The following is an 11,989-nucleotide window of genomic DNA, read 5'->3' on the forward strand; positions in this document are numbered from 1 at the left end:
TGTGGATCAGGAACTACTGGTGGAACTGCGGGTGGAACCGGTGGTGAGGCGAGAGGGGGTCAGGCGGTGGAACAGGCGGGGCACAGGCCCCAGTAGATGACTTCGGCCTCGTCGACCGAGAAGCCGTGGTCGTCGGACGCGGTGAGACAGGGGGCGTGCCCGGTGGCGCAGTCGACGTCCGCCACGACACCGCACGAGCGGCACACGAGGTGGTGGTGGTTGTCCCCGACGCGCCCCTCGAAGAGGGCCGGGCTGCCGGGCGGTTCGATGCGGCGCACGAGCTTCGCGGTGGTCAGGGCGTGGAGACCCTCGTACACGGCCTGGAGCGAGATGTGCCCCACGCGGGCCCGTACTCCGGAGGCGATGGCCTCGACCCCGAGGTGGGCGCCGTCGCGGACGGTCTCCAGCAGGGCGACGCGGGCGGCCGTCACCCGGAGGCCCGCGCCGCGCAGTTCTTCGGCGGTGTTCGGGGGCCGGGATGCGGGCATGGGCTCAACCTACTGACATAAACACGAACAGTTCAAGTAAACGAACGGTGCAAGTTTCGATACGTCGGCTTGGGGTAACGTTTGCCGGTTCGTGGCCCCGTGTGTGCAGGTCAGGTCGCCCGTGTCGCGCTGATTAGACGTATGTCAACATAGACGTATGTCGAACGCGACGAGGGCGCTGCCGCTGTTGGAAGCCGGGGCCGGGGTCAGTGGTGAAGATGTGGCCGTGGCGGCGTGCTGTGCGCCGCTGGCCGAGCGGCCACTGGGGGTGGAGGAGTCCGAGGCGGCGGCGCGGATGTTCAAGGCGCTCGGCGACCCGGTCCGTCTGCGGCTGTTCTCCGCCGTCGCCTCGCACGAGGGCGGGGAGGCGTGCGTGTGCGACATCTCCGACGTCGGCGTCTCCCAGCCGACCGTCTCCCACCACCTGAAGAAGCTCAGGGAGGCCGGACTGCTCACCTCCGAGCGCCGCGGCACCTGGGTGTACTACCGGGTCGAGCCCGCGGTGCTCGCCGCGATGGGCAGGCTGCTGGCCCTGCCGTCCGCGCCGTCCGTGCCGCCCGCGGCCTGACCGGCCGGGTTCCGCCGGATTCCGCCGCGCGAAGAGAAAGCGATCACCATGGCCGACGCCACGCCCGACGCCACGACCGGCACCGCCACCGGCTCCACGACCGACAAGCCGTCCGTCCTGTTCGTCTGCGTCCACAACGCCGGCCGCTCCCAGATGGCCGCCGCCTGGCTGACCCACCTGGCCGGCGACCGCATCGAGGTCCGCTCGGCCGGCTCCGATCCGGGCCGCGCCGTCAATCCCGCCGCCGTCGAGGCCATGGCGGAGGTCGGCATCGACATCTCCGCGCAGACCCCGAAGGTCCTCACCGCCGACGCGGTCCGCGCGTCGGACGTCTGCATCACCATGGGGTGCGGCGACACCTGCCCCGTCTTCCCCGGCAAGCGTTACCTGGACTGGGAGTTGGAGGACCCGGCCGGCCGGGGCGTCGAGGCCGTACGGCCGATCCGCGACGAGATCAAGGTCCTCGTCGAGGGGCTGATCGCCGAGATCCTGAGGCGTTAGGCCCGTCACACAGGGGCAGTCGACCCGGTGTGCGGGGCTCCCGGAGGTTACGGTCGGTCAACTGCGGTCCGTGTCGCATTCGGCCGAACGGGTGACCATGCGCAACAATGGCGGGGGCAGGCAATCAGGACGATTCAGGGCGGGGGGAGCCGGTGAACAGCCACGACGTCACCGATGAACAGTGGGAAGGGCTCGCCCAGGTAGTACCCCTGCGCGGCCGGGACGCCTGGCCGTCGTCGGTGGACCACCGCTCGATGCCGGACGCGGAGACCGAGACGCGGCGCCGTTTCGTGGTGCTGCGCGTCAACATCTTCGCGGACGCCCGCGAGGTCGCCGAGACGCTGATGGCCGGGATCCCGGTCCTCCTCGACCTCACCAGCGCCGAGGCGGACGTCGCCAAGCGCGTACTCGACTTCAGTACGGGCGTGGTGTTCGGCCTCGCGAGCGGGATGCACCGGGTCGACCGGAACGTCTTCCTGCTCACGCCGCCGGGCACCGAGGTGGGCGGACTGATGGAGAGCGCGGGCATCCCCGGCGTCTGAACGGCGGTTGATGGGTGTGCGGCCGGTGGGTGTGCGGCCGGTGGTAGACCTGGGGCCGTGACCGAACTCGATGTGGCGACCCTGCAGCGGAGGCTGGCCGCGTTCGCGGCCGCCCGCGACTGGCAGCCCTACCACACGCCCAAGAACCTCGTCGCCGCGCTCAGCGTGGAGGCCTCCGAACTCGTCGAGATCTTCCAGTGGTTGACCCCGGAGGAGTCGGCCCGGGTGATGGACGACCCGGACAGGGCCCCGCGCGTACGGGACGAAGTCGCCGACGTGCTCGCGTACTTGCTCCAGCTGTGCGAGGTGCTGGGCGTCGACCCCCTCGCGGAGCTGGACGCGAAGATCGACCGGAACGAGACGAGGTTCCCGCTCCCGCCAACTCCACCAACTCCGCCAACTCGGGCGTGACGGGCGGGAAAAGGGACCAACAATTCCGATTGTCACTGACAGTAGTTATTGATCTGTTCAAATTCGATTACGTGTCCGCAGATTTCAGACTTCCTCTGGCTTTTCGTCCCGACACACCTCACTCTGGGTAGTGGCAGGCGGAGTTCGGGCAGGCGTGCGGTCAGCGCGTCGGGACAGACGGGGACAGCGGATGGATGCGGTGCGGCTCATCGGCGCGAGCAGGTGTGCCCTGATGAGGAGCGGCGACGCCTCCGGGACCATGGCGGAGGCCTGGCAGGCCCATGCCCTCGCCCAGGCGATAGGCAGCAGGCTCGCGGTGTCCGGCCCGCCGGAGTTACGGGGCGAGGCACTGGGGCTGACGGAGCTGGCGGGCCGGGGGTGCGGGATCCTCGGGGCGCCCGTGCTCGACGTCGGCAGCATGCGGGCCGCCCGGCTGACCGACCTGGGCGACGCGCGGCTCGCGCTGGTCGAGCTGGGCGGGCTGCTCGCGGAGGTCGGCATCGCCCTGGTCGGGGTCGGCTGCGGGGCGGTGGACGAGGCGATGTACTGGCAGTGCATGGAGGCGATCGACGCGGCGGACGAGTCGCGCGACCGGGTCCTGGAGATGCTACGAAGACTCGCGGTACGCGACCAGGAACCGGCGTAGGGGCCACCGGCCCGGGCTTTCCCTCGCCCCTAGGTACTCAGGGGCGCGGGGAACTGCGCGGGAGCGCGTAGCGCGACGGGGGGTCTGGGGCGCAGCCCCAGGGTCGGGACGGGAAGGGGCGGCGGGGGCGAAGAAACCCGGCACCGGACGGCCGGGCGGCGTCAATGGTCCCGTCGGAGACCCGACCGTGCAGGATGGACGCCATGGATCTTCGAATCTTCACCGAGCCCCAGCAAGGGGCCACCTACGACACCCTGCTCACCGTCGCGAAGGCGACGGAAGACCTCGGCTTCGACGCCTTCTTCCGCTCCGACCACTACCTCCGCATGGGCTCCGCGGACGGCCTCCCCGGCCCGACGGACGCCTGGATCACCCTCGCCGGACTGGCCCGCGAGACCAAGCGGATCCGCCTCGGCACCCTGATGACGGCCGGCACGTTCCGCCTCCCCGGAGTCCTGGCGATCCAGGTCGCCCAGGTCGACCAGATGTCCGGCGGCCGGGTCGAGCTGGGCCTGGGCGCCGGTTGGTTCGAGGAGGAGCACAAGGCGTACGGCATCCCGTTCCCGAAGGAGAAGTTCGCCCGCCTGGAGGAGCAGCTGGCGATCGTCACCGGCCTGTGGGCGACCCCGGTCGGCGAGACGTTCTCCTACGACGGCACCCACTACCAGCTCACCGACTCGCCCGCGCTGCCCAAGCCCGCGCAGGCCAAGGTGCCGGTGCTCATCGGCGGCCACGGCGCGTCCCGTACGCCGCGGCTCGCGGGCACGTACGCCGACGAGTTCAACATGCCGTTCGCGTCGGTCGAGGACAGCGAGCGCCAGTTCGGCCGCGTGCGGGCCGCCGCGGAGCAGGCCGGCCGCAAGGGGAGCGACCTCGTCTACTCGAACGCGCTCGTCGCGTGCGTGGGCAAGGACGACGCGGAGGTGGCCCGCCGGGCGGCGTCGATCGGCCGCGAGGTGGAGGAGCTGAAGGCCAACGGCCTGGCGGGCTCCCCGGCCGAGGTCGTCGACAGGATCGGCCGTTTCGCGGAGGTCGGCTCCCAGCGGATCTACCTCCAGATCCTGGACCTCGACGACCTGGACCACCTGGAACTGATCTCGTCCCAGGTCCAGTCCCAACTCTGAGTTCCCGCGGCCGTCCGCCCCGGGGCCACCCCGAGGTCACCCCGGAGCGGACGGCCGGGGTGGACGGCTGGGGGAAAATACCTGCCTGCGACGCAGGCCCTCGCTGTACGTTGTGTGAGCGCGCGGAGCCCTGAACAACAGTTCGGAAGCGCGCACTCCCACCACGACGGTTCGCCGGTGTCCGGCGTGCGCGCGTACCCGGTCCACGGACGGGTCCGACGGCACACGGCCCCGCGGACCGGGCGTTTCGAAAACGTAGCGAGGCCAGCGTGTTCCTGACGATCAGTACGACCGGCGCCCCGGAGCGCCCCGCGACCGACCTCGGCTACCTGCTCCACAAGCATCCCGACAACGCGCAGGCCTTCCCGACCTCCTACGGCACGGCGCACGTCGTCTACCCCGAGGCGAGCGCGGAGCGCTGCACGGCGGCGCTGCTCCTGGAGGTCGACGCGGTGGCCCTGGTCCGGCGCGGCAAGGGCAAGGGCCGCGGCGGAGCCCCGGACGCGGCCCTCGCGCAGTACGTCAACGACCGCCCGTACGCCGCCTCCTCCCTGCTCGCCGTGGCGCTGAGCAGCGTGTTCTCCAGCGCGATGAAGGGCGTGTGCCGGGCCAGGCCCGAGCTGCCCGCCCGTCCGCTGCCCCTGCGCATCGAGGTGCCCGCGCTGCCGGCCCGCGGCGGCGCCGGCCTCGTACGCGCGCTCTTCGAACCGCTCGGCTGGACGGTGCGCGCCGAACCGGTTGCGCTGGACAGCGAGTTCCCCGAATGGGGTGACTCGCGGTACGTGGGCCTCGTACTGGAGGGGGAGCAGCGCCTCGCCGACGCGCTGCGGCACCTGTACGTCCTCCTGCCGGTGCTCGACGACGCCAAGCACTACTGGGTGTCCTCCGACGAGGTCGACAAGCTGCTGCGGGCCGGCGAGGGCTGGCTGCCGGACCACCCGGAGCAGAAGCTGATCACCAGCCGCTATCTGGCGCGCCGCTGGTCGCTGACCCGGCAGGCCACGGAGCGCCTGGAGCTGGTCCGGCTCGCGGAGACGGACGACAGCGCGGTCGAGGAGATCGACAACGCGGTGGAGGAACCGGTGGACGAGTCGGCGGAGGGGTCGGCGGACTCCTCGGCGGAGGAGTCCGGGGCCACCGAGGCTGCCGGGGTTGCCGGATCCGCCGAGGAGCAGGCGGTGCCGCTCGCCGTCCGGCGGCGGGAGGCGATCGTCGACGCGCTGCGCGCCGCCGGAGCCGCACGGGTCCTGGACCTCGGGTGCGGACAGGGGCAGTTGGTGCAGGCGCTGCTGAAGGACACGCGGTTCACCGAGATCGTCGGGGTCGACGTGTCGATGCGGGCGCTCACCGTCGCCTCGCGGCGGCTCAAGCTGGACCGGATGGGCGAGCGGCAGGCGGGACGCGTCCGGCTCGTCCAGGGCTCGCTCGCGTACACCGACAAGCGGCTCAAGGGGTACGACGTGGCGGTGCTCAGCGAGGTCGTGGAACATCTCGACCTGCCGAGGCTGCCCGCCCTGGAGTACGCGGTGTTCGGCTCCGCGCGCCCCGGGACCGTGATCGTGACGACGCCGAACGTCGAGTACAACGTCCGCTGGGAGACGCTCCCGGCCGGCCACGTCCGGCACAGCGACCACCGGTTCGAGTGGACGCGTGCGGAGTTCAGGACCTGGGCGGGCACGGTGGCCGAACGGCACGGGTACGCCGTGGAGTTCGCGCCGGTCGGCCCCGACGACCCGGAGGTCGGGCCCCCGACCCAGATGGCCGTCTTCAAGGTCCTGACGGAGAAACCGGAGAAGCCGGAGAAGCCTGAGAACGCGAGCGGAGAGAAGAAGGAGGAGAAGGCCGCATGACCAGCACCGAGAACGCCGAGAGTGCCGAGAACGCCGAAAGCATTGGCAACACCGGCGACACCGACAACAACAAGGTTCGTTCCCTGCCCGTCACCGACCTCTCCCTGGTCGTGCTGATCGGCGCCTCCGGTTCGGGCAAGTCCACCTTCGCGCGCAAGCACTTCAAGCCGACCGAGGTGATCTCGTCGGACTTCTGCCGCGGCCTGGTCGCCGACGACGAGAACGACCAGAGCGCCAGCGGCGACGCCTTCGACGTCCTGCACTACATCGCGGGCAAGCGGCTCGCGGCGGGCCGGCGCACCGTCGTGGACGCCACCAGCGTGCAGCAGGAGAGCCGCAAGCAGCTCGTCGAGCTGGCCAGGAAGCACGACGTGCTGCCCATCGCCATCGTGCTCGATGTGCCCGAGGAGGTGTGCGCCGCGCGCAACGCCGCACGCACCGACCGCGCCGACATGCCGCGCCGGGTCATCCAGCGCCACATCCGCGAACTGCGCCGCTCGCTACGCCACCTGGAGCGCGAGGGCTTCCGGAAGGTGCACGTCCTGCGGGGTGCGGAGGAGGCCGGGAACGCCGAGGTCCGCACCGAGAAGCGGTACAACGACCTGACGCACCTCACCGGCCCGTTCGACATCATCGGCGACGTCCACGGCTGCTCCTCCGAACTGGAGTCGCTGCTCGGCAAGCTGGGCTACGCCGACGGCGTGCACCCCGAGGGACGTACGGCCGTGTTCGTCGGCGACCTCGTCGACCGCGGCCCGGACTCCCCGGGCGTCCTGCGCCGGGTGATGTCCATGGTCGGCTCGGGCGACGCGCTGTGCGTACCGGGCAACCACGAGAACAAGTTCGGCCGCCACCTCAGGGGCCGACAGGTCCGGCCCACCCACGGCCTCGCCGAGACGATCGCGCAGATGGAGAACGAGAGCGACGCATTCAAGCAGCAGGTAAGGGAGTTCATCGACGGGCTGGTCAGCCACTACGTCCTCGACGGCGGCAAGCTCGTCGTCTGCCACGCGGGACTGCCGGAGAAGTACCACGGCCGTACGTCGGGCCGGGTGCGCTCGCACGCGCTGTACGGCGAGACCACCGGCGAGACCGACGAGTTCGGGCTGCCGGTGCGCTACCCGTGGGCCGAGGACTACCGGGGCCGGGCGGCGGTCGTCTACGGCCACACCCCCGTGCCGGAGGCCACCTGGCTCAACAACACCATCTGCCTGGACACCGGGGCCGTGTTCGGCGGCAAGCTCACCGCGCTGCGCTATCCGGAACGCGAACTCGTCCACGTACCGGCCGAGCGGGTCTGGTACGAGCCGGCCAGGCCGCTGGCCTCCGAGGCCCCCGGCGGACACGAGGGACGGCCGCTCGACCTCGCGGACGTGCACGGCCGCCGTGTCGTGGAGACCCGGCACGCGGGGCGCGTCGCCGTGCGCGAGGAGAACGCGGCGGCGGCCCTTGAGGTCATGAGCCGCTTCGCCGTGGACCCACGCCTGATGCCGTACCTGCCGCCGACCATGGCGCCCACCGCGACCTCGCGGGTGGAGGGCTATCTGGAGCACCCGGCCGAGGCGTTCGAGCAGTACCGGGCGGACGGCGTCGCGCGGGTCGTGTGCGAGGAGAAGCACATGGGGTCGCGGGCGGTGGCGCTGGTGTGCCGGGACGAGGGGACGGCGCGGGACCGGTTCGGGGCGGCGGGGGTGACCGGCGCGCTGTACACCCGTACGGGGCGTCCCTTCTTCCCGCCCTCGGCGGAGGGTTCGCCCGAAGGCCCCTCTCTCACCGAGCAGATCCTCGGACGGGTGCGGGAGGCCGTCACGGAGGCGGGCCTGTGGGAGGAGCTGCGCACGGACTGGCTGCTGCTCGATGCCGAGCTGCTGCCCTGGTCGCTGAAGGCGTCGGGACTGCTGCGCTCGCAGTACGCCGCCGTGGGCGCCGCGGCCGGCGCGGTGTTCCCGGGGGCGGTGGCGGCGCTGGAGGGCGCGGCGGCGCGGGGCGTCGACGTGACGGACCTGCTGGCCGAGCAGCGGGAACGGGCCGCCGACGCGGCGGCCTTCACCGACGCCTACCGGCGCTACTGCTGGCCTACGTCCGGACTTGAGGGGGTGCGCCTGGCCCCCTTCCAGATCCTCGCCACCCAGGGGCGCAGCCTCGCGGGCGTGCCGCACGACGAGCAGCTGGCCCTGCTCGACCGGCTGGTGACGGCGGACCCGTCCGGACTGCTGGCGACCACTCGCCGCCTCTACGTCGACACGGCCGACCCGGACTCGGTGCGGGCCGGGATCGACTGGTGGCTGGAGATGACGGGCCGCGGCGGCGAGGGCATGGTGGTCAAGCCGCTGGGCGCGCTGGTGCGCTCCGGCCAGGGCCGGCTGGTCCAGCCGGGCATCAAGTGCCGGGGGCGGGAGTACCTGCGGATCATCTACGGGCCGGAGTACACCCGCCCCGAGAACCTGGACCGCCTGCGGTCCCGCTCCCTGAACCACAAGCGCTCCCTGGCCCTGCGCGAGTACGCCCTGGGCCTGGAGGCCCTGGACCGCCTCGCGGACGGCGAACCGCTGTGGCGGGTGCATGAGGCGGTGTTCGGGATCCTGTCCCTGGAATCGGAACCGGTGGACCCACGGTTGTAGGAGGGTTTCCTCGCCCCCGCCGCCCCTTCCCGTCCCGACCCTGGGGCTGCGCCCCAGGGTCGGGACGGGAAGGGGCGGCGGGGGCGAGGGAAGTCAGCCCAGCAGCCGCAGCCGGCGTCCGCACACCCCCACCCGTACCGTCTGTCCCCACGTCAGTTCCAGTGCGTCGCCCTCCATGCCGTCCCCGACCCCGGACGACGCCTGGGCCTCGACGACACCTCCACCGTCGGCGTCACGGGCGTCACCGGCGTCCAGACCCAGGCGGTACCGGGCCGTCTGGTGCCCCGCCGCGCCCAGGTAGACCTCGTTCAGGGCGAGCAGCCGCTGCGTGTCGTCGGCCACCGCCTCGACCATGGTGAGTTCGTCCGCACCCGTGCCGGAGGCGAAGGCCGCGCGCAGCAGCTTGCCCGCGGACGCCGGCCGGTGGCGGACCAGGACGCCGGGGTTGCGGCCCGGGTCCGAGTCGATGCCCACCACCGGCTGCCCGTCCAGGTACTTGGCCACGTTCGCGACCAGCCCGTCCTGGCCGACCACGACCACCACGTCCTCCGGCGCGAACAGGAACCGGTCCAGATCGGCCCGCTCCACCCGGCTCTGACGCCACGTCAGCGGAATCGCGGAGGTTACGTCCGCCAGCGCGCGCCGGGTGCGGCGGTGGCGTTCGGCGACCTCCTCGATGTCCCGGCCGCGGGAGGAGAGGAAGAAGGCGGCCTGCCCGTGCGTGCCGTGGTGGGCCACCAGCTCCTCGTACTCCGTGGTCCGGTGCGCGATCACGACCCGCGGGGCGAGGCTCATGTCCCGTCCCGGACACCCAGCTTGGCCAGCAGGCCGGTCAGCACGTCCGGCGAGACGGTCAGGCTGTCGATGCTGGGCAGGTTCTCCGCCAGCCGCGTCCCGGTCAGCGCGTGCAGGGTGGCCACGTCCACCTCGGCGTGCACCCGCAGCCAGGCGGCCTGGGCCTCGGCCCGCGCCTCGCCGACCTCGCGCGCGGCCTGCGCCTCGGCCCGCGCGAGCCGGACGGACCGCTCGGCCTCCGCCGCGGCCAGCTTCACCGAGCGGGCGGCCTCCGCGTCGGCGCGCACCGCGTCCGCCGCCGCGTGCTCCTCCGCCTCGCGGCGGGCATTGGTGCCCCGCTGGTCGACCAACTGCTCCTCGCGCCGGGCGAGTTCGATCTGGCTCGCCAGCTCGTTCTCGGCGATCGCGCGCTCCCGCTCGACGGCCACGGCCCGCCGTTCGTACGTCGCGCGGTCCGCCTCCTGCTGGATCTGCTCGCGGGCCGGTGTGCGCAGGGCCCGCTCCACCTCCGGTTCCGGGCGCAGGGCGACCACCCGTACGGCCACCACCTCGATGCCGGTCGCCGGCAGCCGCGGCTCCGCGGCGAGCCCCGCCGCGACCCGCTCCCGTACCGACGCCACGCCGTCGACCAGCGCCGATGCCAGCGTCGTACGGGCCAGTACGTCCAGCGCGTGCTGCTGGGCCGTCTCGGTCAGCAGGGTGCCCAGCTGCTCCAGCGGGGCGCCCCGCCACACCCCGGTGTCGGGGTCGACGGAGAAGTCCAGGCGCGCCGCGGCGAGCGCCGGGTCGCTGACCCGGTAGGTGACGGTCGCCTGCACCGCCACGTCCTGGAAATCGGACGTACGGGCGTGGAACGTCATCGCCAGCTCGCGGTCGTCCACCGGCACCTCGGACAGCGCGGCGCTCAGCGCGCGGTACCAGAAGCTGAGTCCGGGACCGTCGTGCAGCAACTCCCCGCCGCGGTGGTGCCGGATGTGCGCCGTCGGGGCGCCGCGCAGGTGGCGCCAGCCCAGGCGCCGGGTGATGTCGGCCATCGGATCTCCTCGTTCCCCCTCGCTTGTCGTCTGGTCGACGATAACCACCCTCCTATTTATAGTCAAGAGGACTATAAATAGGAGAGTGGGCGTCAAGGCGAACGAGTGGGCGAAGAAAGTGCCGACCGGTGGGTCAACCCGGCCCCCGCTGGTCAGGATGGAGTCATGGGATTCCACGTCGACTCCGAGACCGGGCGGCTGCGCCGCGTCATCCTGCACCGGCCGGACATCGAGCTCAAGAGGCTCACCCCCAGCAACAAGGACGCCCTCCTCTTCGACGACGTGCTCTGGGTGCGCCGGGCGCGCGCCGAGCACGACGGCTTCGCGGACGTCCTGCGCGACCGCGGCGTCGCCGTCCACCTCTTCGGCGACCTGCTGACCGAGGCCATGGCCCTCCCCGAGGCCCGGTCGCTCGTCCTGGACCGCGTCTTCGACGAGAAGGAGTACGGGCCGCTCGCCACCGACCACCTGCGGGCCGCCTTCGAGGGGCTGCCCGCCGCCGAGCTGGCCGAGGCGCTGGTCGGCGGGATGACCAAGCGGGAGTTCCTTGAGGTGCACCCCGAGCCGACCTCGGTGCGCTTCCACGTCATGGACCTCGACGACTTCCTCCTCGGACCGCTGCCCAATCACCTCTTCACCCGCGACACCTCCGCCTGGATCTACGACGGCGTCTCCATCAACGCCATGCGCTGGCCCGCCCGCAGACGCGAGACCGTGCACTTCGAGGCGATCTACCGGCACCACCCGCTGTTCCGCGCGGAGTCCTTCAACCTGTGGTCCGAGGGTCAGGTCGACTACCCCTCCACCATCGAGGGCGGCGACGTGCTCGTCATCGGCAACGGCGCCGTGCTCATCGGTATGAGCGAGCGGACGACCCCGCAGGCCGTGGAGATGCTGGCGCACAAGCTCTTCGCCGCCGGCTCCGCGCGGACGATCGTGGCCCTCGACCTGCCCAAGAGGCGTGCCTTGATGCACCTCGACACGGTGATGACGATGGTCGACGGCGACACCTTCACCCAGTACGCGGGCCTCGGCATGCTCCGCTCGTACACCATCGAACCGGGCGTCGGCGACAAGGAGCTGAAGGTCACCGACCATCCGCCGGAGCACATGCACCGCGCGATCGCCGCGGCGCTCGGCCTGGACCGGATCCGCGTGCTGACCGCCACCCAGGACGTCCACGCCGCCGAGCGCGAGCAGTGGGACGACGGCTGCAACGTCCTCGCGGTCGAGCCCGGCGTCGTCGTCGCATACGAGCGCAACCAGACCACCAACACCCACCTGCGCAAGCAGGGCATCGAGGTCATCGAGATCCCGGGCAGCGAGCTGGGGCGGGGGAGGGGCGGCCCGCGCTGCATGAGCTGCCCGGTCCAGCGCGACCCGGTGGGCTGACCCGAAGGTGGAGGGGG

General features: G+C 71.9%; 12 protein-coding genes. 9 read left to right on the forward strand and 3 right to left on the reverse strand.

Annotated elements, in window-relative coordinates; genetic code table 11:
* Positions 1-59: 59 nt before the first annotated feature.
* Positions 60-488, reverse strand: a complete 429-nt coding sequence (locus tag FGF04_RS05165) for a Fur family transcriptional regulator (protein ID WP_149510028.1) — start codon at positions 486-488, stop codon at positions 60-62.
* Between the two features lie 157 nt (positions 489-645).
* On the opposite strand from FGF04_RS05165, the gene FGF04_RS05170 reads away from it, so the two are divergent.
* The 8 genes from FGF04_RS05170 to FGF04_RS05205 all read left to right on the forward strand — a co-directional run bounded on the left by FGF04_RS05170 (position 646) and on the right by FGF04_RS05205 (position 8,751).
* Positions 646-1,056: an ArsR/SmtB family transcription factor gene (locus FGF04_RS05170; RefSeq protein WP_149510029.1), complete on the forward strand. Its 411-nt coding sequence runs from the start codon at positions 646-648 to the stop codon at positions 1,054-1,056.
* Positions 1,057-1,104: 48 nt separating this feature from the next.
* Positions 1,105-1,557: an arsenate reductase ArsC gene (locus FGF04_RS05175; protein WP_149510030.1), complete on the forward strand. Its 453-nt coding sequence runs from the start codon at positions 1,105-1,107 to the stop codon at positions 1,555-1,557.
* Positions 1,558-1,664: 107 nt separating this feature from the next.
* Positions 1,665-2,099, forward strand: coding sequence for a cell division protein SepF (locus tag FGF04_RS05180; protein WP_149510031.1), 435 nt, complete (start codon positions 1,665-1,667; stop codon positions 2,097-2,099).
* A gap of 57 nt (positions 2,100-2,156) precedes the next feature.
* The gene (locus tag FGF04_RS05185; protein WP_149510032.1) at positions 2,157-2,510 is read left to right on the forward strand and encodes a nucleotide pyrophosphohydrolase; all 354 of its coding nucleotides are present in this window, start codon (positions 2,157-2,159) and stop codon (positions 2,508-2,510) included.
* 190 nt (positions 2,511-2,700) lie between these two features.
* A complete protein-coding gene (locus tag FGF04_RS05190) occupies positions 2,701-3,156 on the forward strand; it encodes a DUF6099 family protein (protein WP_149510033.1) in 456 nt (151 codons plus the stop codon).
* 203 nt (positions 3,157-3,359) lie between these two features.
* The gene (locus FGF04_RS05195) at positions 3,360-4,280 is read left to right on the forward strand and encodes an LLM class F420-dependent oxidoreductase (protein ID WP_149510034.1); all 921 of its coding nucleotides are present in this window, start codon (positions 3,360-3,362) and stop codon (positions 4,278-4,280) included.
* Between the two features lie 269 nt (positions 4,281-4,549).
* Positions 4,550-6,130, forward strand: coding sequence for a 3' terminal RNA ribose 2'-O-methyltransferase Hen1 (locus FGF04_RS05200; protein ID WP_149510035.1), 1,581 nt, complete (start codon positions 4,550-4,552; stop codon positions 6,128-6,130).
* Positions 6,127-8,751, forward strand: coding sequence for a polynucleotide kinase-phosphatase (locus FGF04_RS05205; protein WP_149510036.1), 2,625 nt, complete (start codon positions 6,127-6,129; stop codon positions 8,749-8,751). The genes FGF04_RS05200 and FGF04_RS05205 overlap by 4 nt, the downstream gene beginning before the upstream one ends.
* A gap of 93 nt (positions 8,752-8,844) precedes the next feature.
* Here FGF04_RS05205 and FGF04_RS05210 read toward each other — a convergent pair whose 3' ends face one another.
* Positions 8,845-9,546 (reverse strand): hypothetical protein, encoded by a 702-nt coding sequence (locus FGF04_RS05210; RefSeq protein ID WP_149510037.1) that lies wholly within the window; start codon positions 9,544-9,546, stop codon positions 8,845-8,847.
* Positions 9,543-10,580: an SPFH domain-containing protein gene (locus FGF04_RS05215; protein WP_149510038.1), complete on the reverse strand. Its 1,038-nt coding sequence runs from the start codon at positions 10,578-10,580 to the stop codon at positions 9,543-9,545. The genes FGF04_RS05210 and FGF04_RS05215 overlap by 4 nt, the downstream gene beginning before the upstream one ends.
* A 165-nt stretch (positions 10,581-10,745) precedes the next feature.
* Between FGF04_RS05215 and FGF04_RS05220 the strand changes: the two genes are divergently transcribed.
* Positions 10,746-11,972, forward strand: a complete 1,227-nt coding sequence (locus FGF04_RS05220) for an arginine deiminase (RefSeq protein ID WP_149510039.1) — start codon at positions 10,746-10,748, stop codon at positions 11,970-11,972.
* Positions 11,973-11,989: the final 17 nt, after the last annotated feature.

This window comes from Streptomyces apricus (genome assembly GCF_008369065.1).
Classification (GTDB): domain Bacteria; phylum Actinomycetota; class Actinomycetes; order Streptomycetales; family Streptomycetaceae; genus Streptomyces; species Streptomyces apricus.

Excerpts from the sequence above, each read along its gene's own strand:
- FGF04_RS05165 (WP_149510028.1), bottom strand. The coding sequence starts at position 488 with ATGCCCGCATCCCGGCCCCCGAACACCGCCGAAGAACTGCGCGGCGCG.
- FGF04_RS05170 (WP_149510029.1), top strand. The coding sequence starts at position 646 with ATGTCGAACGCGACGAGGGCGCTGCCGCTGTTGGAAGCCGGGGCCGGG.
- FGF04_RS05175 (WP_149510030.1), top strand. The coding sequence starts at position 1,105 with ATGGCCGACGCCACGCCCGACGCCACGACCGGCACCGCCACCGGCTCC.
- FGF04_RS05180 (WP_149510031.1), top strand. The coding sequence starts at position 1,665 with ATGGCGGGGGCAGGCAATCAGGACGATTCAGGGCGGGGGGAGCCGGTG.
- FGF04_RS05190 (WP_149510033.1), top strand. The coding sequence starts at position 2,701 with ATGGATGCGGTGCGGCTCATCGGCGCGAGCAGGTGTGCCCTGATGAGG.
- FGF04_RS05195 (WP_149510034.1), top strand. The coding sequence starts at position 3,360 with ATGGATCTTCGAATCTTCACCGAGCCCCAGCAAGGGGCCACCTACGAC.
- FGF04_RS05205 (WP_149510036.1), top strand. The coding sequence starts at position 6,127 with ATGACCAGCACCGAGAACGCCGAGAGTGCCGAGAACGCCGAAAGCATT.
- FGF04_RS05210 (WP_149510037.1), bottom strand. The coding sequence starts at position 9,546 with ATGAGCCTCGCCCCGCGGGTCGTGATCGCGCACCGGACCACGGAGTAC.
- FGF04_RS05215 (WP_149510038.1), bottom strand. The coding sequence starts at position 10,580 with ATGGCCGACATCACCCGGCGCCTGGGCTGGCGCCACCTGCGCGGCGCC.
- FGF04_RS05220 (WP_149510039.1), top strand. The coding sequence starts at position 10,746 with ATGGGATTCCACGTCGACTCCGAGACCGGGCGGCTGCGCCGCGTCATC.